Here is a 23,994-nt window from a genome sequence, read left to right on the forward strand (position 1 = left end):
CTCGCTCGACAAGCCGATGGCGCTGGTCCCCGGCCCCGGCTCGTCCGAGCCGATGAAGCCGGTCCGAATCAAGACCGTCCAGGTCAAGTCCGCGCCGATCAAGCTGGCCTCGGCGGTCGCCGCGCCGCCGGTGACCAACACGATCCCCGCGCCGCGCCGCGATGTCGCCGAAACCTCGAACGCCGCCGTCGCCAAAGCCGAGATGATCCCGCAGCCCGCCAATCACGGCACCGGCAACGGCATTCTCGGCGTGCTGCCCGCCTCGCGGGTGACGCCTGCCAACGCGCAGGCGATGGCTTCGGCCGAGCCGACCGCGTCTGCCCCTGCGGTGCAGCAGAGCGGCGCCATCAAGCCGGTCACCCACAGCGGCTGGATCATCCAGGTCGGCGCGCTGCAGAGCGAGAGCGAAGCCAAGGCCCGCCTCGAAGCCGCTCGCGACCAGGCCCGGGGCATGCTCGGCAAGGCCGATCCGTTCACCGAAACGGTGGTGTCCAAAGGCGATCGCAGGCTCTACCGCGCCCGCTTCGCCGGGCTCGATCGCGACGAAGCCGAAGCGGTCTGCAAGAAGCTGAAGCGCTCCGACATTTCCTGCTTCACTATCAAGAACTGACGTTCAGCCGACAGGCAGAGACCCTCCCCCGTCATGGCGAGCGAAGCGAAGCAATCCAGAGCCTAGTGCACTGATCTGGATTGCTTCGTCGCGGAGCCTGTGCCCGGACGGCGCGAAGCGCCGATCCGGGTGCTCCTCGACATGACGGGGATGGGCTTCGAACTTATACAAAAACGCGGTCGGGCTTCCGACCGCGTTTTTGTTTGTGAGGTGGGGAGCCGCCGACGGTTGAAACCACTCGTCAATCATTGCGCGATAAAAATCGGAACAACAGCCACGCCGAATGGCGGGCCATCGAGCGTCATTCAGAGATCAGAAAAGCCCTCGCAGTTTGTAGCGTAGAGTTGCGTTGCCGGAGTCAGCTGCGATGCGTGCGAAGCAAGGTATCCTTGGCCGCGTTTACACGGGCGGCCAAGTACGTCGACCCCCCTTGGTCGGGATGGAGTTTCTTCATCAGGGTGCGATGAGCACGCCCGATCTCGTCCGGCCCCGCGCCCGGCTTCAGGCCAAGGATCTGATAGGCTTCCTCGGCCGTCATTTTGCCGCCAAACGACTGGCTGCCCTGCCCCCCTGCCGCACGTCCCTGCGCGTGCTGACGCCAGGCGGGAAACCGGCGGTCCAGATAAGCTTCAAGTAGCGCGCAGCTTTCCGCGTCGAAGCCGGACATCATCGCGGCGAGCTCGGGCAGATCGAACTCGCCCAGCGAACGCCCGGCATACGGTCCCTTGATAATGCGGCCGCTCATCGCGCCGCTCTCGTGGTCGAGCGTCATCTCGAGGTCGGCCGAACGAACCTGCGACGATTGCCCGCGCGAGCGCAGGCCGCCCGATCCGAACAGCCCACCGAGATTGCCGAATCCGATCTTGCCCATCGGCGCCCAGCCGAGCAGCCCGGCGCCGAACAGGCCGAGCGGGATCGCCACCGCGAGCTGGCCGCGCACGCCCATGAACAGCGCGGTCGCGAGCGTCACGATGCCGCCCGAGACCTTCAGGGCCCGGGCCAGCACGGCGGGATTCGCCGAGCGAAACATCTGCAGCAGCGAGTAGACGGCAAACACGGCGATGACGCCGGCGATCAGCGTAGGCATGGAGCCAATATAGGCAGACCGCGCGCGAAATGCACCGCTCGGCAAGGTCCTGATGCTGCGGCTATTTCAGCTGGCCAAGCAACAAAGCCGCGCCGCCGCCGCGCTGCGCCAACCGCTGCAGCGCCTCACGCCCGCCCGCCGCATAGGCCGCGGCCGCCCGCAGCAGCTCGCGCAGCTGCGCCGCCGCACCGGGATCGAATCGGCACCAGGCGCCGCCGGTCAGCCGTGCGATCTCGCGGAAGGCCGATTCGGCTTCCGGGTCGACGCCTTCCTGAAAGATGAAAACGGGGACCTTGAGCATGCCCAGCTCGCCGGCCTTGGCACACAGTTCGTCGACCGATTCTTCCATCGCATCGCCGACAAACACGATCGCCCGGACGCCGGCGGCGATCGCTTCCTTGCGCGCATCCGCCAGCACCCGGCCGATCTGGGTGTAACCGCCGCGGCAGTCGATCTTGCCCATCAGCCGCGCCAGTTCGTCGCTGGATGAGATCCAGCCGCTGGCCCGGCATTCGTTGATGCCGCGATAATACACCAGACGGATGTCGAGGCTGCCGATCGCGGCCGCCTCGCGGAACATGTCGGCCTGCAGCGCACAGGCCATGTCCCAAGTCGGCTGGCGGCTCATCGTGGCGTCGAGCGCGAACAGCAAGCGGCCGCGCCCGCCGGCGGCTCCCGGCGCCATCGCCCGTGCCTTGGCGACGAAGGCGGCGATCTCGTCCGACGTGCTGCTCGGGTGCAGCGCCCGGTCGGCGGACTCGGCCGGGGTTTGCCGGCTCGCCCTTGGTGGATCCTGAGACATCGAAGCTCGCGCCGTGTGACGCGGCCTATGTGGCGTCGGCCTGCCGGAGGGTCAATGCCGTCACGTGCCGATCCGCAGCCGCTGCGAACGGCTGCGGCGAAGCTGCGCGCTCAGCGCGCCTGCGCCATCACGCCCGGAGAGCTGTCGCGAGTCCGCACCGGTACAGGACGAACCGCGTCACTGTCGAGAAACTTGTCCAGCGCGGTGCTGATCGATTCCTTGACGTCGTCAGGGCCGCGGTCGCTCATGTCGGTGTGCTGGAAGCCGGTGTTGACCACGGTGATGCCGGCCTTGTCGCACACCGCCTGATCGGGCACCACGCCGGGGTCGGGCTTGAACACCGGATCGTGGGAGCGGAATGACAGGATGCGGAACTTGCCGTCGATCATGAACGGCACCCGCAGATTGTCGAGCGTCACCACCTTGCGGATCCGGTCGGGATGCAGCCTGGCGTAGTACATCGAGATGTCGCCGCCATTGGAATGACCGACCATGGTGAGATGATCATAATCGGCATTCGGCTGCAGCTTGGCGAGCTGTTTGACGGCGAAGTCGATGTTGGCGGTGCCGCGCTCGTACACCGGCAGGCGACCGACATAGAGTTCGCCGACCTTGGTGACCAGCGGCGCATCGCTGTCGAGATCGTGCTGGATGCTGACCGCCATGTAGCCGCGCGCGGCGAACAGGTTGGCGAGGAACGAGTACTCGGTGAAGCGGACGGTGTTGCCGTGGTTGAGGATCGCGACCGGCAGCTCGGTCAAGCCGGCTTCGGCCTGCAGCTCCTTGTCGCGGCGGACCGCGATATCGACCGCGACCGGGCGATTGCGGACGGTGTCGAAGAAGGTCAACGTCTGATGACGTATCGCCCACTTCGAAGCGGTGAAATACGCTGCGGCCGAGACGAGGCACAGCGCGAGCAGAACGACAATTCCGCGCGTCATGGTCCACCTATGTCGGCGCGAAACCCCATGCCCGAGGCGTCGGAGGCCGATGAGGTAACTATAAATCACCGCGATATGACAGGAAGATCAAACATTAGGAGAATACCGCTCCGTCATTGTGCAACTGCACAATGCGTCGACAAAGCGGATGATTTTCCCCGTCCGGACGGCCTTGGCGAGAATCTGCTCACTCTGCTCAACCGTTGCGCAGCAGGGACTTCTCGCCCATCGAGACGGATGACTACCAAAGCACGAGAGATCGCGGGGGATAACCGAGGGTATGCTACGCGCCGACGATGTCGTGTAGTTCGAGCGGCTTGTCGAGCTGAGCGAACCATTCGGCGCGATTGGCTGCCCGCCGCCGGCCGCGTTCGTCGAGCGGCAGCCGCAATTGTCGCAGCAGCGCGCCGACTTCCTCTCGCGCAGTGACGTGGCCCATGCTCGGCCGCGTGCCGAGCGTCGCCTCGGTGAGATCGTCGAGCGCGGTCAGCCCGCGCGGGAAGAACTCGCGATACACTCCGCGCTCTGCGAAACCGTCGAGCGGACGAAAGCCGATCTGCATCGCCAGGTCCTTGAGGCTGGCGGCGATCAGCCGCGTATTACGTGAAGCCGTGGTCGACAGCCGGTTGCGCACCACGATCCAGTCGGTATCGACGCCGTCGAGCTGACGCCGCTTGCGCCGTGCATCCTGCACCATCGCCGCGTAGTGACTGGGGCCGGTCACCGCCAGCGTCGCCGGATCGAGACGGCCGAGCACGTCGAAATCGAGGAAACTGTCGTTGATCGGCGTCACCAGCGTGTCGGCCATCGAATGCGCCAGCCGCATCAGATAGCTGTCCGAGCCCGGCGTATCGATGACGATGAAGTCATAGCCCTGTTCGACCGCGGCGACCGCCTCGGCGAACTGCACGAACTCCGCCTGCTCGTTGTCGGCGATCTGCATCGTCTCGCCGAGCCTGATGCAGCAATGATGCGGCAGTTCGAGATCGGCTCCGATATGGCGTGCCCATTGCCGGCGATTGTCGAGGGTGCGGGTGAAGCTCTGCTGGCGGCAGTCGAGATCGATGGTCGCGACGCGTTGGCCGGCCTTGAGCAGCGCCACCGCGATATGCAGCGCCAGCGTCGACTTGCCCGAGCCGCCCTTCTCGTTGCCGAGAACGACGACCCGTGCCGAACCTGCCGCCGTCTGGGTCGCCTGAGCCAGCATCGATCTCCCTCGCCGATATCTTCAAAGCGGCCTGATCCGCGGTCAAGCAATTTGCGTGCAGGCGCCGCCGGATCAATCCCGTTCGGCTTTCATCATGAATCGTAACGCTGTCGGACGGTCCGTCCGGACCTTCAACGGCGCGTCCGGCTTGGCGGCGGAACGCTTCGTGCGATAAGATCGAAGTCCTGACGGCGCGAGCCGCCCTTCCGATCATCGCCTGCGAGTTGCCATGTCCCGTCCTCCCGTCGTCGCCCGCACTCTCCCTGCCCTCCGCCGCGCCATCGGCGAGCTGCGGCGCCGCAACGCCACGGTGGCGCTGGTGCCGACCATGGGGGCGCTGCACGACGGGCACATCTCGCTGGTGCGTCTCGCCAAGCGCCGCGCCGACAAGGTCGTGGTGTCGGTGTTCGTCAATCCGACGCAGTTCGCACCGAACGAGGACTTCGGCTCCTATCCGCGGACCTGGAAGGCCGACGCCGCCAAGCTCGCGGCGGAGAACGTCGACCTGATCTGGAATCCGGACGTCAAGGCGATGTACCCGGATGGCTTCGCCAGCCATATCGGCGTCGATGGTCCGGCCGTGGCCGGCCTCGAGGATCGCTTTCGCCCGCACTTTTTCGGCGGCGTCGCCACCGTGGTCGGCAAGCTGTTCATCCAGGTCCGGCCGGACGTCGCGATCTTCGGCTCGAAGGACTATCAGCAGCTGCGCGTGGTGACACGGATGGCGGCCGATCTCGACACCGGCGTCAAGGTGATCGGCGCGCCGACGGTGCGCGAACGCGACGGCCTCGCGATGTCGTCACGCAACGTCTATCTGTCGCCGGAACAGCGCGAGGTCGCGCCGACGCTGTACCGCGCGATGAAGCAGGTCGCCAAGCTGCTGAAAGCCGGCAAGACCGTCGATGCGTCGCTCAAGGTCGGCACCGAAATGATCACCAGCGCCGGCTTCGCGCTGGATTATCTGGAAGCCCGCCACGCCGAGACGCTGGCCCCGGTCCGCTCCCGCAAAGACGGCCCGATCCGCCTGCTGGTCGCCGCCAAGATCGGCACCACGCGGCTGATCGACAACATCGCGGTGTGAGCTGCGAACGCGCAACCTCTCCACGCCGTCATGGCCGGGCTTGTGACTTTTGCGGCGTTTACAGCAGCCCCAGTTCGCGCAGCTCCCGCCGCATCGGCTCCGGCATCGCGGCGATGCTCTCGGCGGCTTTGCCGAGGTCGGGCGGCGCGTCGGCCGCGGTGAGGTAGCGCCAACCCTGGAACGGCCGCATCGGCCGCGGGCTCACCGGCACCACTTTGGGCTCCATGATCAGCCGGCAGCGCGCGATACCCTCGCCGTCGCGGAACGGCTCGATGCCGATCAGCCGGGTGCGCGCGGCGATCTCGCCGCGGATCACCCAATACAGCGAGCCGCCGTCGAGCAACTCGGCGTCGCGCTTGGGCACCATCCGGGTAACGTGGAAGTGCTGGCGCGGCAGGCCCTGAGCTTTCGCCAGCCGGGCGCGCTCGGCGACCCGGCTGGTCAGCTCCTTCACGGAGTCGCAGCCGACCGCCAGCTTGATCATATGCAGCGCCATGGTTCCGGAACGTCCTGAGGCAGGGAAAGCTGCGATCAGTTATCCGAATTCGGCTCCGTCGGCGCAAGCTGCACTGGCGCAGGGGCCGGCTTCGGTTTCGGCGGAGCGCGCTTGACCGGCGCGGGCGCCTGGCCGGTGGCCTGCGCGGGCGCACTGCCCTGCGCCTGGGCATTGGCGGCCGCCGGCGGACGCTTGGCGTGCGGCGCCGCTGTGGGTGCGGTGGCGGCTGCTGGCGCCGCTGCAGGCTTCGGCGCGGGCTGGGACGGCTCGGTCATGATCGAGATCGGCGGGATCGATGCCGACGTCGCGTAATCGATATTCACCGGCTTGCCGCTCGGCGCTTCGGGCGCGGGCGGCGCAGCGGCGGCGAGCGCCCCGCCCGTCGCGCCCTGCCAGGACGCCGAGGCGCGGGTCACCGCCATCTCGTAGGCGTGCTCGTTCATGTTGGCGGCGATGCGGCTGTGATCGGTCAGCGAGCGATAGGCGGCGCACTCGTCCGGCACGCAGCGCTCCTGGGCATTCAGCACATAGGCGATCAGGCCGTACCGATCACGCTCGATCGAGCGGCGCAGCCGGTCGATCTCAGGGGTCATCCGCTTGTTGGCGGCGGCGACGTCACCGAGCGCGGTCAATTGCGCCAGTCGCGTCGAGGCGTACGACACCGCGGCCGCGATGGTCTCCGGCGCACCGAACAGCGCGCGCTCGCACGCCGCCTGCACGGCGTCCCCGGCAAGGTCGTCGACGCAGGCGAGCGCCGGCATTGCGCTGATCGAGCGGCTCGCATCGGTGCTGCGCAGCGAAGGCGCGGCGCTGTCGACGAACATCCGCCAAGATGCAAAGCCCGCCACGCTCACCGCGAGCAGCGTGATGATGCCGAGCACGCCGTTGGCGACGGAGCGGTCGGCGCGCAGCAGCGCGATGATCAGAATCAGCGCGAAAACCGCGGCGGCGGCGATCGCGGACCAGATCGGCAGGTTCGGCGAATGCAGAATGTGGTCGGCCGTGGCCGCCCCGGAAGCCCAATCCATGCGCGTTGTCCCCTTGCGCGTATCCGGCTCAAATCAACACGGATTTGCGACGAAAATGCGCGCAAGCTCAGCGCGATATGGAAGCTTGGGTTCCGTCGTCCCGGCGGGCGCCGGATGGAACGGCCGCGCGGCGGCCGTCAGCAGACGGTGAGCTGGCTTTCTTTGGCCACGCGTTCGAAAGCTTCGGAGGTGCTCTTGATCCGGTACTGACAATCGGCACCGTCAGTGGGAAGCAGTCGGATGATCTCGTAGATTCCGCCCGCGGCCGGACGGGCAATATTGCTGGCGGTAAAATATACGTTCTCACCAACCACGAACTTGTGCTTCAACGCTCTACTCCATGCGCCACGAGAACGCCGGCTGCCGATAAATCCCCAGAGCGACCGGCTGAAACCCCGCCGGGCGTATAGCACGCGGAGCCCTCCACTGACCAGTGAATAGAGGGCATGGCTCCGACCCGAATTTGCAGATTTTTCAGCGTGATAGGCGTAAATTCCCGGGGCCTGCGTGGACCTGTCCGAGCGGCTGCCGGAACCCGGCTCAGTCGGTCTCGAATCGCGGGATCACCAGGGTCTCGGCGAGCGCCGCCTCGGTCCATTCGCGCATCGCCGGCAGCGCCTGCATCACCGCCACATAGCCCTGCGAAATCGGGTCCAGTTCGATCGCATAGGTCCGGAAACGCTGCACCACCGGGGCAAACATCGCGTCCGCCGCGCTGAAGCCGCCGAACAGGTATGGCCCGGAGCGGCCATAGCGCTGGCGGCAATCGTTCCAGATCTGCTGGATGCGGGCGATGTCAGCCCTGGCGGCGTCGGACAGCGGCTTGGGGCCGACCGGCCGATGGATGTTCATGCCGCATTCGCTGCGCAGGGCCGCGAAGCCGGAGTGCATTTCGGCCGATACCGAGCGCGCGTGGGCGCGCGCCGCGACGTCATCCGGCCAGAGCTGCGCCTTCGGAAAGCGCTCGGCGGCGTATTCGATGATCGCCAGCGAGTCCCAGATGGTGACGTCGCCGTCGACCAGCACCGGCACCTTCCCCGAGTCCGTGAAGGCGAGGATGCGGCGCTTGTCGGCATCACCGGTGTAGAGCGGGATCATCACCTCGTCGAACGCGATGCCGGTCGCCTTCAGGGCGATCCACGGCCGCATCGACCAGGACGAGTAGTTCTTGTTGCCGATCACCAGCGTGCGCGCCATCGATGAACTCCCAGCAGCCGATTCACTGCGGCCTTGGTGTTACTCAATCGTGCCGCCGGCCGCGCTGTCAATTGGTGGCGGTTGCGGTGAGCGTCGCGATGCGGCAGGTGTGAGCGATGAACACGCCGGATTCGCCCGCCCTCACGCCTGCCTCGTTGCAGGACGCCCTGCTCTCGGTCCTGACCACCGCCGGCTCCGCCACGCTGAGCGCGCCGGAGATCGCGCACGCGATCGCGCCCGAGGGTGACTGGCACGGCCTGCTGATGCCGATCCGTCGCGCCGCCGTCGAGCTGGCGCTGGCCGGGCGGCTGGTGATCTATCGCAAGGGCAAACCGGCCGATCCGAACGACTTCCGCGGCGTCTACCGGCTCGGGCTGCCGCGCCACGACTAGATCGGGCAACTCTGCACGGCAGCCAGCACCTCCTGTCGGTTGCCCGGATCGATGTTGCCGGATACCAGCACGCGAGACTGTCAGGGACGCGTGAGCAAGATGACCGACAAGACGATGGTTTGCAGCGGCGGCTGTCATTGCGGCGCAGTGCGGTTCGAAGCGACGCTGAGCGATGGCTTCGACTCGATCCGGCGCTGCACCTGCTCGTACTGCCGGATGCGCGGCGCCGTGGTGGCGATGGCGGAAATGGGCGGGATCCGGATCCTGCAGGGCGAGGACGCACTGACGACCTATCGCTTTCACACCGGCACGGCGCAGCACTTCTTCTGCTCCCGCTGCGGCATCTACACCCATCACCAGCGCCGCTCGAACACGAACCTGTTTGCCGTCAACGTCGCCTGCCTCGACGGCGTCAGCCCGTTCGACTTCGCCGAAGTCCCGGTGATGGACGGCGTCAATCACACTAACGACACCGGTCAGCCGACCCGCCGCGCCGGCACACTGCGCTTCATCCCGGCCGACTGAGGGCGGCGCCGCCCGCTAAGGCGTCGGCACCAGTTTCTCGCTGCGGTGATGCAGCCAGTACGCCAGCAGTCCCGCCCACTCATGCGCGGCGACGTCCATCCGCGCCAGCCCGCTGCTGAGGCGATTGAACGGCTGCGCCGCGTCCCGCCAGCCGCGGGTGCGCCAATCCACCGGATAGGCCACGACGTCGAAGCCGGCAGCGCGAAACACCTCGATCGACCGCGGCATATGGAACGCCGAGGTCACCAGCAGCCACAGTTCGCCGGGCTTCGGTGACACCAGTTCGCGGGTGAAGCGCGCATTCTCCGCCGTGGTGCGCGATCGGCGCTCCAGCAGGATCCGCTCCTTGGCCACGCCGAACCGCTCGAACAGCTCGGCGGCGATCGGCGCCTCGGGTATCGAGTCGCCGAGCAGATTGCCGCTGCCGCCGCTGTAGACGATCCGCGCCTGCGGATAGTCGCGCGCCAGCTCCAGCGCCGCGACCACGCGCTCGGCCGAGGAATCCAGCTCCACGGAATTGCGCGCGGCACTCACGTCCGAGTCGAGCGCGCCGCCGAGCACGATGATGCCGTCCGGCGCCTTGCCGGCGTACTGCCAGGGCGGAAACCGCTCCGACAGCGTCAGCAGCATCACGCTGCCGAGTGGCGAATAGCCGGCGATCAGCAGCAGTACGACGCCGGCGGCGAGCACGCGCGCCCCTGCCCGCCGCCACCGCGTCAGCAGCAACAATACTCCCATCGCGCAGATCACCGCGATCAGGTTGGAGGGATGGATGAAGAAGCCGACAACTTTGGACAGGACGAAGAACATCGATCACCCGCGACAGCCGAGGCCTGCGAGGTGGCGGGATTCCGCAAGCGGGGTCAATCCGGTGCGATGTCGCCTCAGTCCCACTCCGGCTCGGTCGCGCTGTGCACCAGCCGCCCCTCGGGGTGATGCAGCGTGAAAATCTGCTGCATTTCGGCGGCACTGAGTTCGAAGTCGAACACGTCGATGTTCTGCGACAACCGCTCGATGCGCGAGCTGCGCGGGATCGCCGGGACATTCTGCTGCACCAGCCAACGCAGACAGACCTGCGCGGCGGTCTTGCCGTGTGTCGCGCCGATTCGCGCCAGCACCTCGTTCTGCTTGGCCTGCCCCTTGGCGATCGGGCTGTAGGCGACCATCGCGATGCCGAGGTCGGCGCAGGTGGCGCGCACATTGGTCTGATCGAGAAACGGGTGGTACTCGACCTGATTGCACACCAGGGGCGCGGGGCTCGCCGCCACCGCCTGCTTCAGCAGCGCCGCGGTGAAGTTCGACACGCCGATATGCCGCGTCATGCCGAGCTCCTGCGCGTGCGCGAGGCCGCCCAGCGTCTCCGCCAGCGGCACCTGCGGATTCGGCCAGTGCAGCAGCAGCAGATCGAGCTCCGACAGCCGCATCTTGTGCAGGCTCTCTTTGGTGGAGCGCAGCAGATCGTTGGGCGCGAAGTGGGTGGTCCAGACCTTGGTGACGACGAACAGCTCGCTGCGCCGCAGATGCGCGTTGCGGATGCCTTCGCCGACGTCGCGCTCGTTGTTGTAGACCTGCGCGGTGTCGATGTGGCGATAGCCCATCCGCAGCGCCTGTTCGACGATCCGGGCGCAGGCGTGGCCGCTCAGCTCGCCGGTGCCGAGTCCGATCGCGGGTATCTTGGCGCCATGAGCTTCCACGAACTGCATGTCGGCCTCGCAGTCGGCAACGCAAACCCATCGGCGCGGAGTATGCGCTCTGGCCGAGCCGATGCCAATCGTCCGCGATTACGAGGCGCCGGGTTCCACCCGGCGATGTTAATACCGCGATAAGCCGATTACTTGAGCCCGAACCACAGCGTGGCGATCCCGAGGAAGGAGAAGAAGCCGACGACGTCGGTGACCGTGGTAACAAAGGTTCCCGACGCGACCGCCGGGTCGGCGCGGACGCGGTCGAGCGCCATCGGGATCAGGATCCCGCCGAGCGCGCCGGCAACCAGATTGCACACCATCGCCAGTGCGATCACCACGCCGAGCCCGGCGATGCCGAACCAGGCATAGGCGGCCAGCCCGGTGATCACCGCGAAGCCGACGCCGTTGACGAGGCCGACCGTCGCCTCGCGCATCACCACCCGCATCGCGTTCCACGGCCCGAGCTCGCGGGTCGCCAGCGCCCGCACCGCCACCGTCATGGTCTGGGTCGCGGCGTTGCCGCCCTGGCTGGCGACGATCGGCGCCAGCACCGCCAGCGCCACCATCTGCTGCAGCTGGCCCTCGAACAGCCCGAGCACCGAGGACGCCAGGAACGCGGTGGCGAGATTGACCAGCAGCCAGTTGAAGCGGCCACGGGCGATGGTCCAGACCCGGTCGGACAGCTCTTCGTCGCTAGTGACGCCGCCGAGCGCCTTGAGGTCTTCGTCGGCCTCCTCCTCGATGACGTCGACCACGTCGTCGATGGTGATGACGCCCACCAGCCGGTTGTCGGGATCGACCACCGGCGCGGCGACGAGGTTGTACTTGCCGAACAGCCGGGCGACCTCCTCCTGATCGTCCAGCACCGAGACCTTGCGGCGGTCCTCGTCGATCAGGTCGGCGAGCGGCACGTTGCGGTGCGAGCGCAGCAGCGCGTCGAGCGCCACCGCGCCCTGCCAAAGATTGCCGCCGTCGACCACGTAGATCTCGTAGAAGCGGTCCGGCAGGTCCGCGGTGTCCCGCATGTGATCGATTGCCTGACCGACGTTCCAGTCGCGTGGCACGGCGATGAACTCGGTTTGCATCCGCCGGCCGGCGGAGTTTTCCGGATAGTCGAGGCTGCGCTCCAGCGCATCGCGCTCGGACTGCGGCAGCTTGTCGAGGATCTCCTCCTGCTCGTCCTCGTCGAGCACCTGCAGCAGTTCGACCGCATCGTCGGAATCCAGTTCGCGGACACCCTCGGCCACGGTCTGCGGTTCGAGCTCGTCGAGGATTTCTTCGCGGACGGTCTCATCGACCTCGTTCAGCGCCGAGAAGTCGAAATCGGCGCCGGTCAGTTCCACCAGCCGGACCCGCTCGTCGGGCTCCAGCGTGCCGATCAGGTCGCCGAGATCGGCCTCGTGCAGGTCGGACACCACCTCGCGTAGGAACTGAGCGTTCTCCGCGGCGATGGCTTCCGAAATGACTTGAACGAATTCGGCCCTGATTTCGCCGTCCTCGTCCCGCATCGAAAGCTGGTCGGGCACGGACTGGCCGTCTCGCACGACCGCATCGAGTTCGTCGGCCATCGCGCACCCCATGGTCTGTCTGTGGGTTTTATCGGTTGCAGATTTCGCGCGCCGTCGCGCAAGATGCGGTGTCGATCGGCGGATCGAATGCTCGTTGGCAATACTCAATCGGTGACACGCGGCGCAATGAAATTCACGACATCCACGAACGATCAGTCCGCCCGGAGGGTGTCATGAGGAAAGCGAAGCGCGCCGCCGTGGCGGGCGTCAGGAAAGCCGCCGCAGCAGCCGTCACGCTGGCGGTGCTGGGCTCCGCCGCGCAGGCCGCCGACTGCCCACGCCCCGATACGCTGGGCACGGCGCGCACGCTCACCATCGATGCCACCAAATATCCGCGGATCGGCACCAAGAGCTTTCCGGAGACGCTGCCGCTCGAGGATCACGAGGTCGTGCTGACCTTCGACGACGGCCCGGCGGCAACCACGCCGAAGGTGCTCAAGGCGCTGGCCGACGAATGCGTCAAGGCGACGTTCTTCCTGGTCGGCAAGCCCGGCCTGGAGATGCCGGCACTCGTCCGGCGCATCGCCGCCGAGGGCCACACCGTTGGCCACCACACCTACACGCACGCCCATCTCGCGCATCTGAGCAATGCCGACGCGCTGGCCGAGATCGACCGCGGCATCGCCGCCGACGAGTCGATGCTGCGCGGCCACGGCGCGCCGCTGTCGGAGACGAAGTTCTTCCGTTTCCCGTATTTCGAATCGACGCCCGCCCTGCTCGACAATCTGCAGTCGCGCGGCATCGTCGTCTGGGGAGCGGATCTGTGGGCCAGCGACTGGAATCCGATGACGCCCGAGGAGCAGCTCAAGCTGATCAGCGACCGGCTCACCGCCGCCCGCAAGGGCATCATCCTGTTTCATGACCCGCGGGCACAGACCGCCGCGATGATCCCGGCTTTCCTGCGTTTTCTGCGAGAGAACAATTATCGCGTGGTCCACGTCGTGCCGCCCGCAGCCAATCCGGCCGTTGCCACCGGTGCACACGCGACCCGCTAATTCCGCGCTGGTGCACGCCGGCAAACCGTGATCAGAACCATGATTAAGCCGCCGTTCAGGCTGGCATTCTACAGTCTTGCGGGCTGATCTGAGATCCGAGGTGCGTGGTCGCGTGATGGGTGAACATTTTCGACAAGGGCGGCGGACCAGGTCGCGGCTCGGCCTCGCCTGTGCGACCGCAGCCCTCGCCCTTTCCGTGACCTCAGCTTTCGCGGCGGACTGCCCCGGCAACCCGGACGCCCTCGGCACCTCGCGCACGCTGGTTGTGGACCCGCGCGAACACCCGCGGATCGGCACGATGCAATACGCCGAGACGCTGCCGTTGCAGGACCACGAGGTAGTGCTGACCTTCGACGACGGACCGTTGCCGCGCCACAGCAACGCCGTGCTGGATATTCTCGCCAAGGAATGCGTCAAGGCGACGTTCTTCATCGTCGGCCGGATGGCCCAGGGTTATCCGCAAGGCGTCCGCAAGCTGCGTGATGCCGGTCACACCATCGGCACCCACAGCCAGAACCATCCGCTGAGCTTCAACCGGATGTCGGTCGAACAGGCCCGGCAGGAGGTCGATGAAGGCATCGACTCGGTTGCCGCCGCGCTCGGCGATCGCGCCGCAGTGGCGCCGTTCTTCCGGATTCCCGGCCTGCTGCGCGCCGAGGCGGTCGAAGGCTATCTCGCCTCGCAGGGCATTCAGGCCTGGAGCGCCGATTTCCCCGCCGACGACTGGCGCCATATCTCGCCAGAGGCCGTTTACGGGCTGGCGATGAGCCGGCTGCAGGCCAAGGGCCGCGGCATCCTGCTGCTGCACGACATTCAGGCCCGCACCGTCGCGGCACTGCCGCGGATACTCCACGAGCTGAAGGCGCGCGGCTATCGCATCGTCCACGTCGTGCCGGCCAGCAAGGATCTGCCGAAGACTCCGACCGAGCCGTCGCAGTGGCGGCTGCATCCGATCACCGAACAGGTCGCGATCTCGCATTGGCCCAAGGTGCCGGGCTTCAGCTTCGCTCACGCCGAAATGCTGCCGGGGCCGTCCGTCGCGGATCTCAATCTCGATCTCGGCGGCGCGCAGGCAACCTTCCGCCACCCCGCGCGCGGCGTGCCGATGCCGATGGCGGCACCGTGGCCACGGCAGATCCCGGCCGAGAGTTCGGCAAATCCGATCGCCTTTCCGGTGCCATCGCAGGCGGTGTTCAGCATCCCGGAGAAGACGGAGCCGGCGATCCGCGCGACCGTCCTTGTGCCATCCCGCCATGCCACCAACGACGCGACGTCGGCCCCCGTCGATGCTCTGGCGTCGGCCGCGCCGGTCCGCCAGATCTCCGGCAGTGCCGCGATCGCCCCTGCGGGCCTGCAGCGGGGCCCGATCGGCGTTTCCGCTAGGCCGCGGCCGCTGAACCACTGAACCAAGGCCGTCGCCACGCGGCATACAGAGCCGTACGCTCTCTGGGGTTTACCGTTCCAGGTGCTGAGCGAACCGCGCCGCAAGACCGTTGCTCGGAAGGCTCGAGGAGCGCGCCACGTAAAGCCGCTTGGCGAGGCGCACGCCGTTAAGCGGCACGCTGACGAGGTGCTTCGCCGCGAGTTCGTCCCTGACGCTGGCTTCCAGCACGATCGAAATGCCGAGCCCGGCGCGGACCGCCGATTTGACCGCCTCGGTACTTCCGAGGTTGCAGCGGATCGTCAATCGCTCGGCGATGTCGCCGAGACAGTTGCGCAACATCCGTCCCGTGCCGGTATGCGCCTCCCCGCCGATCATCGGCTCGCCGACGAGGTCGACGGGACGGATCGATGCCAGACCAGCCCACGGATGGTCGCTGGGCACGATCACCACCGCCGGCTCTTCGCGCCAGACGGTCGCGACAAAACCTCTGCGATCGTCCCACCACTCCAGCGCGGCAACGTCAACCTCGCCGCTCTCCAGCTTGTCCAGGATACGGTCGTTACGATCGATCACCATGTCGAGCCGCGCGACCTCGCGTTGCTGATCGGCGAAAGACCGGAAATACGGCTGCAGCAGATAGATGCCGAGGTTGCCGGCGGCGCCGATGGTGAGATGCGGCTGCTGCAGCGACAGACGCGCGCGCTCCGCCAAACGAACCAGTCCCTCGGCGTAGCGGACGAAGGCTTCGCTGCCCGGCGCCGGAAAGCACCCGGCGCGCTCGCGCACGATCAGCGTCTGGCCGACGCTGTCCTCCAGCTTCTTGATGTGCAGCGTCACGGTCGGCTGAGAGATGCCGAGCTGGCGTGCGGCATCGCGAAAACCGCCGCTGTGTAGGACCGTCAAATAGGTCCGGATATGCTCAAGGTTCATCACGATTCCCGCGGACAGTGCCGCCAAACTATCTCACGAATGTCGCCGGCGACACGGCCGTCCAATCGTCGGGTCCCGGGAGGCAGAAGGATCACGCCGCGCAGGCAGGCTGCTCGGGAGTTTCCTCCGCCTGCGCAGCCTCCGAGCCGTAGATGCGGACACAATCCTCGTCGGTGAAGTCCCGGGACCGGCAATCGACGACAATCCGTCCATTCCGGAATCCGACGATGCGGTCGCCGACCGCGAGCGCCTGCTCGACCTGATGCAGGCTGCACAGCACCGATATCCCGTTCTCCTTCGCCACTTTGCGCAAAATCCCGAGCACCGTTCGGGCGGATTCCGGATCGAGGCTGGCGATCGGTTCGTCGGCAATGATCAGGTGGCTCTGCTGCGCCAGGGTCCGGGCGATGGCGACGCGCTGCTGCTGCCCGCCCGACAGACCATCGACACGCCTGTAGGCATGGTCGAGCATCCCCACCGCATCGAGGCTCGCTAGCGCGAGCTGGCGGTCCTGCGTGGAGAACGCCCCCAGCATCGCACGCCACAGCGAGACGTAACCGAGCCGGCCGGCCAGCACGTTGTCGATAGCCGACAGCCGGCGCACCAAATTGAACTGCTGAAACACGAAGCCGCAACGGCGGCGCATCGCCACCAGCGCGTCGCTCTTCAAGCCGGTGACATCGCGCCCGTCGAAACTGATCGTCCCGGCATCTGGCTCGGCGAGGCGCGTGATGCATCGAAACAACGTCGACTTGCCCGTGCCGCTTGGCCCGAGAATAACAACGAACTCACCCTGACGCAGATCGAGATCGATCCCATCGAGCACGCGATGCTCGCCATAGGCCTTCTTCAGATTGCGGATCGCAAGCATGATCGGCTGTTCGGTGGTCGCGGCGACGTCGTCAGGCATCAAATTTCCCCGCAAGGTTTCGTCGCGGCACGCGACCTGGATCTGCGCGCGGCGATTCGAGAATGGCGCCGCGCAGATAGGCGCTGAGGCTGTCGATCATCCACACCATCAGCAGGATGACGGTCAGCACCGTGACCATTTTCGGGAAGTCGAGCAGATCGATGGTGTCCTTGAGGGTCTGACCGATGCCTCCGGCGCCGACGATCCCCAGAACGGTCGACGACCGTACTGTGTACTCCCACATATAAAGCGTCGCCGCGATCAGATTGGGTGCGACGTCGGGGATCAGCGCATAGCGGATCACCTTCACGCGGCTCGCACCGGTGAGCGCGACCGCGTCCATCGGTCCCCTGTCGGCAGGCTCGATCGCCTCGGCGAAGGCCTTGCCGATCGCGCCCATCATGTGGAAGGCGATTGCCAGCACGCCGGTGAAAGGTCCGAAACCGATCGCCGCAACGAAGATCAGCGCGAACACCAGAGTCTCAGTGCCTCGGGTGACGTTCAGCACCGCCCGCGCGGCGAGAGACACCAGCGGATGAGGTGTCGTGTTGCGCGCCGCCAGGAACCCGAGCGGGAAAGCGAAGGCCAGCGCGATCAACGTCCCGATTGACGCCATCGCCAACGTCTCGAACGCCGCGTAGAGAATCTCGTTGATCGTGCGCAGGTCCGGCGGAAACATCGAGGGTACCCACGACATCACGCGCGGAATGCCGGCCCACAATTTCTGCAGATCGACGTGCGACGCGCGCGCGAATACGACGATCAGCACCACCGCCATCAGCAACGCAAAATTTCGGCGGAGCACATTCGCATCACGCCAGGAACGTGGCGGCTCGATATATCGCACCGACTCTATCATAAGTTCCTCTTCCGGATCAGATCGAGGGGGCGCAACAGGCGCCCCCCGATCATTGGGATTGTTGTTACTGCAGCTTGCCGGTTACGCGGCCGGCTTCTTCGATGACTTCGTAGTCGTCGTGGCTGGCCTTGACGAAGCCGTTGTAGCCGGCGCCCATCAGTGACTGCGCCTTGTCTTCGCTCAGGCCCACCAGCACGTCCTGGATCTTCTTCTTCAGCGTCGGATCGAAGCCCTTCGGAACGGTGATAGCGTCGTTGGGCAGCGGGTTGGAGGTCCAGAAAATCTTCACCTTCTTGGGATCCATCTCTCCGGCTTCGATCATGCCGTAACGGCCGCGATCCATGTCCGATCCGAGATCGAGGACGCCCTGCTGGATCATCATCACGTTGTTGCCGAAGGTGGCACCTTCGCGATACTGGAAGAACGTCTTCGGATCGACGCCTTGGTTCACGAAGTAAGCCATCGGAATCAGCCAACCCGAGGTATTGCCCTGGTCGGACAGCGACAGCCGCATGCCTTTAGCGTCGTCCGGCCATTTCTTGATCTTGAGATCCGCCCGGCCTTCGATGATGGCGTGATATACCGGCTTGCCGCGATACTTCGCGGTCGCGATCACTTCGGCGCCCGACTTCTTGTTCGCCAGCACGTAACCCCACGGGCCGAGCCAACCGATGTCGACGTGGCCGTTGGTCATGGCGACGGAGATCGCAGCCCAGCTCTCCGGAGAAACCAGTTCGTAGGTCGCACCGAGCTGATCGGCAACGTACTTGAACAGCGGCTCGAACTCCTTGACGGTCTGCGCCGGCGTCGGCCGCAGCGGAGCGATGGCAAAGCGCAGATGCAGCTTTCCGTCCTTCATTTGTTGCGCGTCCGCAGACGGCGCCGCGAAGCAAGACGCCGCGACGGCCGCAGCGAGCGCGAGCGAACGGAATATCCGGGATTTGAAGCCCATCATGATCGGTCCTTGTAAGAGTGACACGATGTGGCAGCGATCTAATTACTAAATCATCCTGCCACATCCATCCGTTTTCTAGATCGTCAGTGCGACCGGCGTATGAAGCGACGGATGCGAGCAACGCCTCGACACGACCACCGCCGAGACTTTCATGTCGGCGGTCTTACTGATCGGATCCATCAACGGAGTAACCAGTGCATTGGCCGGACCTTCGGTGAAGCAGTACGGCGCGAATACCAGGCCCTCCGGCAGCGCGTCGTCGGCGCGCACGTAAGTATCGATCGCTCCCTCGCGCGAACGGACCGTGACGGCGTCGCCCGAGCGCAGCGACAGCCGCTCCATGTCCACCGGATTCATGCCGACGAACGGGTCGGGCTCGATTGCGCTGAGCACGCCGGCACGGCGTGACATCGGTCCTGTATGGTGCTCGAGCAAACGCCCCGTCGTCATCACCAACGGAAATTCGGCCGACGTGATCGACGCCGGCGCTGCGGTCTCTGGCGGCACCAGGCAGGCGCGGCCATTGGTAGTGTGAAAGCGCTCGCTGAACAGTAGCGCGGTTTCCGGATCCCCCTCGGCGCGGCACGGGTACTGGACCGCGCCGGTCTGCAGAAGCCGATCCCAAGTGATCCCGCCGATCGAGGGCATCGACCTGCGCATCTCGTCGAAAATCTCAGCGGGCCCCGCGTAGTCCCAATGCTGTCCGCAGCGCCGCGCAATTTCTTGCACGATCCACCAATCGGGCTTGGCTTCTCCAGGTGGCCGCACGGCAGCCCGGGTATGCTGGATCCGCCGGTCGATATTCGTGAGCGTGCCTTCCTTTTCGAGCAGAGCCGCTGCGGGAAGGATCACGTCCGCATAAGCGGCCGTCTCGGTGGGAAAGATGTCCTGCACCACGAGATGATCGAGCCGCGCCAGCGCTTCACGGACGTGCCCCGAACCGGGCATGCACATCGCCGGATTGGCCCCGTGGGCGTACAGTGCGCGGACGCTGCCGGCGTGAACAGCATCGACGACTTCGATCATGGTGAGGCCCGGCGTGTCGGAGATCGGAACGCCCCACAGCGCGGCAAATTTCTCACGCACGTCTGCGGCATCCGCCGGCTGATAATCGGGGAAGTAGTTCGGCAGCATGCCCGAATCCGGTGCGCCTTGCGCGTTGTTGTGGCCGCGGATCGGATACAGGCCGGTTCCGGGACGTCCCACCTGCCCGCAAATCAGCGCCATCGCGATCAGGCAGCGGATGTTGTCGGTGCCGTGGCTGTGCTGGGTCATCCCCATGCCCCAGATCGTCATCGCCGCCGATGCGCCGGCATAGACTCGCGCCACCTCCGCGATCAGTTCGGGCGGCACGCCGCAGATCGCCGCCGCCAGCGGCAGCGGAAACTGCGACGCCATGCGCTCAATCTCCTCGAACCCGTCGACCCGCGCCGCGATAAAATCGCGGTTGTAGCGTTGCTCCGTGATGATGACGCCCAACATCGCGCCGAGCAGCACGACGTCGGTACCCGGTTTGAATCGCACGACGTGGGAGGCGAACCGATCGAGCGGCTGGCCGCGCGGATCGACCACGATCAGCTTGGCACCGTTCCGCACAGCGTTGCGCAGCAGCGAACCTGCGACAGGGTGGCTAGTCGACGGGTTCGCTCCGATCACGAAGATCACGTCTGCATTGGCGCATTCGCCGATCTGGGACGACGGCGCCCCCGTGCCGACGCTTTCGAGCAGCGCCGCGGTCGACGAGGCGTGACAGAGCCGCGTGGGATGATCGACATTGTTGGTGCCGAACGCGGCGCGGGCCAGCTTCTGAAACAGATAGCTGTCTTCGTTGCAGGTCTTCAGCGAGCCGAAGAACGCGAGGCTGCCCGACCCGTGCGCTGCGTGGGCACGGCGCAATCCGGACGCTGCAAAATCCGCCGCCTCGTCCCAGCTCGCGGCGCGAAAGCTTGCGCGCCAGTCGGCGCTGAGCTCGCCCTTGGGCGCCCCAGCCAAACGGATCAGCGGCGTCGTCAGCCGATCGGCGTGGTGGATGAAGTCCTGCCCGAACCTTCCTTTCACGCACAGCCGCGAGTGGTTGGTCGGTCCGTCCAGCGCCCGGATCTCGACGACACGTTCGTCACGGGCATGCACTTCGATCCGGCACCCCACGCAGCAATACGGACAAACCGCTTCGGTGACGCGTTCCTCCGCGCGCAACGGCGCAGCCGCGATTGGCCGATACGCACGATTGGAGAGCGCGCCGGTAGGGCAGGCCTGCACGCATTGTCCGCAGCTCGCGCAACTGCTGGCGCCGAGCGTGGCCTCGTAATCAAACACGATGTGAATATCGGCCCCGCGCCCGGCGAGACCGATCACTTCATGGCACTGCACATCGCGGCACGCCGTCACGCAGAGCCCGCAGGCGATGCATTGGTCGGGATCGAACCCGATCGCCGCATGACTGTCGTCCTTGGCGACGGCAATTGCCTCCGGCTGCAGCGCTGCGAGCGTCTGCCGGTAGGAGGTCAGCCGAGGGCTTTCGGTCAGTATGCTTTGGCCGGCGCGCGGCAATTCACGGCACGACGCCTTGAACTGGCGCTCGCCTTCGACTTCGACCAGGCAGGAGCGGCAGCGGCCGGGCCGCGGCAGATCGCTCATCGGCTGACAGCATTGATGCGGAATCGAGTGCCCGAGTCGCAGTGCGGTGTCGATGATCCTCTCGCCCGGCCGTGCCTCGACGGCTTCTCCGTCGAGATTGAAGGACACCACCGCATCGGTCGGGGCTTGGTTCATGGCTCGGCTCACGGCTTGGCTCACGGCTTGGCTCACGGCTCGGCCCGCAGGAAATGTCGATCGAATGACGACAGCAGTCGCCCCGCGCCCTGCCCGAGTCCACAGATCGAGCCCTGCATCAGCACGTCGGCGACAGCCGCATGATCGTCGGCGACACCGGCGCGCAGCGCTTCGACAGCTGCGGAGGTGCCGAGACGACAGGGCGCGCATTGGCCGCAGCTTTCCTCGGCGAAGAATGCCATCAGATCGCGCACGATCGCGGCCGGATCGTCCGCCTGCGAGAACACGATCACCGCTCCCGCGCCGACTACAGCCCCATGCGCACCGAGGGCCGCATCGTCGAGCGGAAGCGCGGCAAGCGACGCGGGCAGGATGCCGCCCGAGGCGCCCCCCGGACAAAATGCCGCCAGTTCATGCCCCTCGGCCATGCCGCCCCCGTAGCTGTCGATGAGATCGGTCAGCGAGATGCCGTAGGGAGCGACATGAACGCCGGGACGTCGCACACGCCCGGACAACGAGTAGTGACGCAAGCCACGCACCACACCAGCGCCGTGGCTGCAAAACCACGCCGCGCCGCGGGCGAGAATTTCGTTGACCCAGAAATACGTCTCGACGTTGTGGATCAGCGTCGGCCGCCCGAATAGCCCGGACTGTGCGGGAAATGGCGGCTTGTGCTTCGGCCGTCCCGCCCTGCCCTCCAGACATTCGATCAGCGTTGTCTCTTCGCCGCAAATATACGAGCCACCGGAGCGCCGCCATTCGAAGCTGATGTCCGGCCACGCCGACGCCAGCGCCTCTGCGGTCGCCTGAAGCCGAGGCATCAGTTCGTGGTGATGGCTGCGCAGATACACGTGGATCACCTCGGCGCCGACGACCCGCGCAGCCACCAGCGCGCCAGTCAGCACCTGCGCCGGGCTGGTGTCGAGCAGATGGCGATCCTTGAACGATCCCGGTTCGGACTCATCAGCATTGACGACTACGTGGCGCGGGCCTTTCCCCGCAGCGACCAGCCCCCATTTATGCGACACCGGAAACCGTGCCCCGCCCATGCCGCCCAGCGCGGACTCGTCGAGAGTGGCGAGCACGGATGGCAAGTCGGAGACGGGAGCGATCGGCTCGGCCGCCGCATAGCTTGAAGCAGCGCGATGATGGTCGCTTTGCCTCGCAAAACGAACGCGCCGCTGACCGTTCACCATCGCGACCGGCGCCTGATCACAACCGCCGAGGCACGCCGTGCTCTCGACCTCATCGAGATCAACAAGCCCCTCCGCCTGGGCCATGCGGCAGGCCGGGCCGTTGCAGAGGCGCAGCTCGGCTGTGGACTCGGCAAAGCGCTTATAGGAGGACGCGACCTCGTACACCTCGGCGATCTTCAATCCGTGGTCCAAGGCGATCTGCGCGAGAGCGGTCCGGTCGAGAGCACCGCAGCTGTCCACGATGCGGTGCATCGTCTCGATCAGGCGATGGCGAGGCTCACGGCGCCCGATCAAGTCGGCGGCCGCGGGAGGCGTGACGGTCAACATGGAGATCCTCGTCGACGCGACTGGCGTCAGGCCAGAACAACAGGTTGGATCGGCTGCCGCCCGACCAGACCGCCATGCAGCGGCTGACCCTCGAAGAACCGCCGGATGTCGCGCGCAGCCGCCATCGCGATCTCGCGCCGGATCGTATCGACGGCCGAGCCGAGATGCGGCGTCAGCACGGTGCGCGGATGATTCAGCAGCCGCGCATCGATCGCCGCAGGCCGATCCGGGAGCGCCCAGTCCTCGGTTTCGAATACATCTGCCGCGTAACCGCCGAGGCCGCCGCGCTCGAGCGCATCGGCCACGGCGGCTTCATCGACGAGCGAGCCGCGCGCCGGATTGATCAGCAAAGCGCCGGACTTCATCTGCGCCAGCGCATCGGCGTCGATGATGTGATGCGAAGCCGGCGACAGCGGCAGAGCCAGCACCAGATAGTCCGACTCGGCCAGCAGTCGCGGCAACTCGCTCCGCAACAGGCACAAGGCGTCCTCCTTGGCCGGCGCGAGCGGACGATCGTCCGCGTAGGAGATCTGGCAGCGGAAAGCGCGAAGCCGGTGAGCGATCGCCTGCCCCACCGCTCCCATCCCGAGAATGCCGACCATCGCGCCGTCGAGCCCCTTGCCGAACAGGATCGGTCGCCAGCCGTTGAACGGCGTGGTGCGTACTAGTCGATCGCCCTCCAGCAGATGGCGACCCAGCATGATCATCAGTCCGACCGTCAGCTCGGCGGTGGGCACAGTCAACAGGTCTGGCACGATGCTCAGCGCGACACCGTGGCGGCGACAAGCTTCAGTGTCGTAGTTGTCCGCCCCCTTCAGCGCGCAGCCGATCACCTTCAGGCGCGCGCATCGCGACAGGAACGGCTCGTCGACGTGGTCCGTCATAAAGGCGAGCATCGCATCGCAGTGCTGCGCGCGGACCACAACCTCCTCGCGGGACCACGGCACGCGGGTAACGTTGGCCTCGACCTCCCCGAACGTCTGAAGAAACCCCAAGACCTCCTTGTGAACCCAATTGGTGACGAGAATCCGCGGTTTCATGACGATC

General features: G+C 66.3%; 24 protein-coding genes. 6 read left to right on the forward strand and 18 right to left on the reverse strand.

Features of this window, described 5'->3' with window-relative positions:
• A partial coding sequence (locus tag IP86_RS18265) for an SPOR domain-containing protein (RefSeq protein ID WP_197279877.1) occupies positions 1 to 610 on the forward strand: 610 nt, incomplete at its 5' end.
• A 358-nt stretch (positions 611 to 968) separates the two neighbouring features.
• On the opposite strand, the gene IP86_RS18270 is transcribed toward IP86_RS18265, so the two are convergent.
• The 4 genes from IP86_RS18270 to IP86_RS18285 all read right to left on the reverse strand — a co-directional run bounded on the left by IP86_RS18270 (position 969) and on the right by IP86_RS18285 (position 4,647).
• On the reverse strand, positions 969 to 1,697 hold the full coding sequence (locus IP86_RS18270; RefSeq protein WP_054163858.1) for a DnaJ domain-containing protein: 729 nt from the start codon (positions 1,695 to 1,697) through the stop codon (positions 969 to 971).
• Positions 1,698 to 1,758: 61 nt separating this feature from the next.
• Entirely contained in the window at positions 1,759 to 2,499 is a 741-nt protein-coding gene (locus IP86_RS18275) for a vWA domain-containing protein (protein ID WP_054163859.1), read from the reverse strand.
• A 110-nt stretch (positions 2,500 to 2,609) separates the two neighbouring features.
• The gene (locus IP86_RS18280; RefSeq protein WP_054163860.1) at positions 2,610 to 3,440 is read right to left on the reverse strand and encodes an alpha/beta fold hydrolase; all 831 of its coding nucleotides are present in this window, start codon (positions 3,438 to 3,440) and stop codon (positions 2,610 to 2,612) included.
• Between the two features lie 283 nt (positions 3,441 to 3,723).
• Positions 3,724 to 4,647: a division plane positioning ATPase MipZ gene (locus IP86_RS18285; protein WP_054163861.1), complete on the reverse strand. Its 924-nt coding sequence runs from the start codon at positions 4,645 to 4,647 to the stop codon at positions 3,724 to 3,726.
• A 229-nt stretch (positions 4,648 to 4,876) separates the two neighbouring features.
• On the opposite strand from IP86_RS18285, the gene panC reads away from it, so the two are divergent.
• Positions 4,877 to 5,728, forward strand: coding sequence for a pantoate--beta-alanine ligase (gene panC, locus IP86_RS18290; protein WP_054163862.1), 852 nt, complete (start codon positions 4,877 to 4,879; stop codon positions 5,726 to 5,728).
• 58 nt (positions 5,729 to 5,786) lie between these two features.
• Here panC and IP86_RS18295 read toward each other — a convergent pair whose 3' ends face one another.
• From IP86_RS18295 to IP86_RS18310, 4 genes are all read right to left on the reverse strand, one after another.
• Entirely contained in the window at positions 5,787 to 6,224 is a 438-nt protein-coding gene (locus IP86_RS18295; protein ID WP_054163863.1) for a DUF1489 family protein, read from the reverse strand.
• A 35-nt stretch (positions 6,225 to 6,259) separates the two neighbouring features.
• Positions 6,260 to 7,252, reverse strand: coding sequence for a hypothetical protein (locus IP86_RS18300; RefSeq protein ID WP_054163864.1), 993 nt, complete (start codon positions 7,250 to 7,252; stop codon positions 6,260 to 6,262).
• A gap of 137 nt (positions 7,253 to 7,389) precedes the next feature.
• Positions 7,390 to 7,581: a hypothetical protein gene (locus IP86_RS18305; RefSeq protein ID WP_054163865.1), complete on the reverse strand. Its 192-nt coding sequence runs from the start codon at positions 7,579 to 7,581 to the stop codon at positions 7,390 to 7,392.
• A gap of 211 nt (positions 7,582 to 7,792) precedes the next feature.
• Positions 7,793 to 8,449, reverse strand: a complete 657-nt coding sequence (locus IP86_RS18310; protein WP_054163866.1) for a glutathione S-transferase family protein — start codon at positions 8,447 to 8,449, stop codon at positions 7,793 to 7,795.
• Between the two features lie 116 nt (positions 8,450 to 8,565).
• On the opposite strand from IP86_RS18310, the gene IP86_RS18315 reads away from it, so the two are divergent.
• Positions 8,566 to 8,841, forward strand: coding sequence for a DUF3253 domain-containing protein (locus tag IP86_RS18315; RefSeq protein ID WP_054163867.1), 276 nt, complete (start codon positions 8,566 to 8,568; stop codon positions 8,839 to 8,841).
• Positions 8,842 to 8,940: 99 nt separating this feature from the next.
• A complete protein-coding gene (locus IP86_RS18320; RefSeq protein ID WP_054163888.1) occupies positions 8,941 to 9,366 on the forward strand; it encodes a GFA family protein in 426 nt (141 codons plus the stop codon).
• A 15-nt stretch (positions 9,367 to 9,381) separates the two neighbouring features.
• On the opposite strand, the gene IP86_RS18325 is transcribed toward IP86_RS18320, so the two are convergent.
• From IP86_RS18325 to mgtE, 3 genes are all read right to left on the reverse strand, one after another.
• Positions 9,382 to 10,176, reverse strand: a complete 795-nt coding sequence (locus IP86_RS18325) for a YdcF family protein (protein WP_054163868.1) — start codon at positions 10,174 to 10,176, stop codon at positions 9,382 to 9,384.
• A gap of 74 nt (positions 10,177 to 10,250) precedes the next feature.
• Positions 10,251 to 11,069 carry an aldo/keto reductase gene (locus IP86_RS18330; protein ID WP_054163869.1) on the reverse strand — a complete coding sequence of 273 codons (819 nt, stop codon included), beginning with the start codon at positions 11,067 to 11,069 and terminating at the stop codon, positions 10,251 to 10,253.
• Positions 11,070 to 11,197: 128 nt separating this feature from the next.
• Positions 11,198 to 12,619: a magnesium transporter gene (mgtE, locus tag IP86_RS18335; RefSeq protein WP_054163889.1), complete on the reverse strand. Its 1,422-nt coding sequence runs from the start codon at positions 12,617 to 12,619 to the stop codon at positions 11,198 to 11,200.
• 173 nt (positions 12,620 to 12,792) lie between these two features.
• Between mgtE and IP86_RS18340 the strand changes: the two genes are divergently transcribed.
• Together IP86_RS18340 and IP86_RS18345 are read left to right on the forward strand one after the other, a co-directional pair.
• On the forward strand, positions 12,793 to 13,614 hold the full coding sequence (locus IP86_RS18340) for a polysaccharide deacetylase family protein (protein WP_054163890.1): 822 nt from the start codon (positions 12,793 to 12,795) through the stop codon (positions 13,612 to 13,614).
• A gap of 115 nt (positions 13,615 to 13,729) precedes the next feature.
• Entirely contained in the window at positions 13,730 to 15,019 is a 1,290-nt protein-coding gene (locus IP86_RS18345) for a polysaccharide deacetylase family protein (protein ID WP_054163870.1), read from the forward strand.
• Positions 15,020 to 15,067: 48 nt separating this feature from the next.
• Here IP86_RS18345 and IP86_RS18350 read toward each other — a convergent pair whose 3' ends face one another.
• The 7 genes from IP86_RS18350 to IP86_RS18380 form a co-directional block, all read right to left on the reverse strand.
• On the reverse strand, positions 15,068 to 15,928 hold the full coding sequence (locus IP86_RS18350; RefSeq protein ID WP_082364080.1) for a LysR substrate-binding domain-containing protein: 861 nt from the start codon (positions 15,926 to 15,928) through the stop codon (positions 15,068 to 15,070).
• Positions 15,929 to 16,019: 91 nt separating this feature from the next.
• Positions 16,020 to 16,838: a phosphonate ABC transporter ATP-binding protein gene (phnC, locus tag IP86_RS18355; RefSeq protein ID WP_197279879.1), complete on the reverse strand. Its 819-nt coding sequence runs from the start codon at positions 16,836 to 16,838 to the stop codon at positions 16,020 to 16,022.
• Positions 16,831 to 17,643 (reverse strand): phosphonate ABC transporter, permease protein PhnE, encoded by an 813-nt coding sequence (gene phnE / locus IP86_RS18360; protein WP_245290661.1) that lies wholly within the window; start codon positions 17,641 to 17,643, stop codon positions 16,831 to 16,833. The genes phnC and phnE overlap by 8 nt, the downstream gene beginning before the upstream one ends.
• A gap of 118 nt (positions 17,644 to 17,761) precedes the next feature.
• Positions 17,762 to 18,652, reverse strand: a complete 891-nt coding sequence (locus IP86_RS18365) for a phosphate/phosphite/phosphonate ABC transporter substrate-binding protein (RefSeq protein ID WP_054163872.1) — start codon at positions 18,650 to 18,652, stop codon at positions 17,762 to 17,764.
• A gap of 75 nt (positions 18,653 to 18,727) precedes the next feature.
• A complete protein-coding gene (gene fdhF, locus IP86_RS18370) occupies positions 18,728 to 21,424 on the reverse strand; it encodes a formate dehydrogenase subunit alpha (RefSeq protein WP_082364083.1) in 2,697 nt (898 codons plus the stop codon).
• Positions 21,425 to 21,456: 32 nt separating this feature from the next.
• Positions 21,457 to 22,947 (reverse strand): NADH-ubiquinone oxidoreductase-F iron-sulfur binding region domain-containing protein, encoded by a 1,491-nt coding sequence (locus IP86_RS18375; RefSeq protein WP_054163874.1) that lies wholly within the window; start codon positions 22,945 to 22,947, stop codon positions 21,457 to 21,459.
• A gap of 26 nt (positions 22,948 to 22,973) precedes the next feature.
• Complete coding sequence (locus tag IP86_RS18380; protein WP_054163875.1) at positions 22,974 to 23,987, reverse strand: phosphonate dehydrogenase; 1,014 nt, start codon at positions 23,985 to 23,987, stop codon at positions 22,974 to 22,976.
• Between the last annotated feature and the right edge of the window lie 7 nt (positions 23,988 to 23,994).

The sequence above is a fragment of the Rhodopseudomonas sp. AAP120 genome, from assembly GCF_001295845.1.
Lineage (GTDB): Bacteria > Pseudomonadota > Alphaproteobacteria > Rhizobiales > Xanthobacteraceae > Rhodopseudomonas.

What these genes read in the sequence shown, in the direction of transcription:
- IP86_RS18270 (WP_054163858.1), bottom strand. Translation starts at nt 1,697, where the DNA reads ATGCCTACGCTGATCGCCGGCGTCATCGCCGTGTTTGCCGTCTACTCG.
- IP86_RS18275 (WP_054163859.1), bottom strand. Translation starts at nt 2,499, where the DNA reads ATGTCTCAGGATCCACCAAGGGCGAGCCGGCAAACCCCGGCCGAGTCC.
- IP86_RS18280 (WP_054163860.1), bottom strand. Translation starts at nt 3,440, where the DNA reads ATGACGCGCGGAATTGTCGTTCTGCTCGCGCTGTGCCTCGTCTCGGCC.
- IP86_RS18285 (WP_054163861.1), bottom strand. Translation starts at nt 4,647, where the DNA reads ATGCTGGCTCAGGCGACCCAGACGGCGGCAGGTTCGGCACGGGTCGTC.
- panC (WP_054163862.1), top strand. Translation starts at nt 4,877, where the DNA reads ATGTCCCGTCCTCCCGTCGTCGCCCGCACTCTCCCTGCCCTCCGCCGC.
- IP86_RS18295 (WP_054163863.1), bottom strand. Translation starts at nt 6,224, where the DNA reads ATGGCGCTGCATATGATCAAGCTGGCGGTCGGCTGCGACTCCGTGAAG.
- IP86_RS18300 (WP_054163864.1), bottom strand. Translation starts at nt 7,252, where the DNA reads ATGGATTGGGCTTCCGGGGCGGCCACGGCCGACCACATTCTGCATTCG.
- IP86_RS18310 (WP_054163866.1), bottom strand. Translation starts at nt 8,449, where the DNA reads ATGGCGCGCACGCTGGTGATCGGCAACAAGAACTACTCGTCCTGGTCG.
- IP86_RS18315 (WP_054163867.1), top strand. Translation starts at nt 8,566, where the DNA reads ATGAACACGCCGGATTCGCCCGCCCTCACGCCTGCCTCGTTGCAGGAC.
- IP86_RS18320 (WP_054163888.1), top strand. Translation starts at nt 8,941, where the DNA reads ATGACCGACAAGACGATGGTTTGCAGCGGCGGCTGTCATTGCGGCGCA.
- IP86_RS18325 (WP_054163868.1), bottom strand. Translation starts at nt 10,176, where the DNA reads ATGTTCTTCGTCCTGTCCAAAGTTGTCGGCTTCTTCATCCATCCCTCC.
- IP86_RS18330 (WP_054163869.1), bottom strand. Translation starts at nt 11,069, where the DNA reads ATGCAGTTCGTGGAAGCTCATGGCGCCAAGATACCCGCGATCGGACTC.
- mgtE (WP_054163889.1), bottom strand. Translation starts at nt 12,619, where the DNA reads ATGGCCGACGAACTCGATGCGGTCGTGCGAGACGGCCAGTCCGTGCCC.
- IP86_RS18340 (WP_054163890.1), top strand. Translation starts at nt 12,793, where the DNA reads ATGAGGAAAGCGAAGCGCGCCGCCGTGGCGGGCGTCAGGAAAGCCGCC.
- IP86_RS18345 (WP_054163870.1), top strand. Translation starts at nt 13,730, where the DNA reads ATGGGTGAACATTTTCGACAAGGGCGGCGGACCAGGTCGCGGCTCGGC.
- IP86_RS18350 (WP_082364080.1), bottom strand. Translation starts at nt 15,928, where the DNA reads ATGAACCTTGAGCATATCCGGACCTATTTGACGGTCCTACACAGCGGC.
- phnC (WP_197279879.1), bottom strand. Translation starts at nt 16,838, where the DNA reads ATGCCTGACGACGTCGCCGCGACCACCGAACAGCCGATCATGCTTGCG.
- IP86_RS18365 (WP_054163872.1), bottom strand. Translation starts at nt 18,652, where the DNA reads ATGATGGGCTTCAAATCCCGGATATTCCGTTCGCTCGCGCTCGCTGCG.
- fdhF (WP_082364083.1), bottom strand. Translation starts at nt 21,424, where the DNA reads ATGAACCAAGCCCCGACCGATGCGGTGGTGTCCTTCAATCTCGACGGA.
- IP86_RS18375 (WP_054163874.1), bottom strand. Translation starts at nt 22,947, where the DNA reads ATGTTGACCGTCACGCCTCCCGCGGCCGCCGACTTGATCGGGCGCCGT.
- IP86_RS18380 (WP_054163875.1), bottom strand. Translation starts at nt 23,987, where the DNA reads ATGAAACCGCGGATTCTCGTCACCAATTGGGTTCACAAGGAGGTCTTG.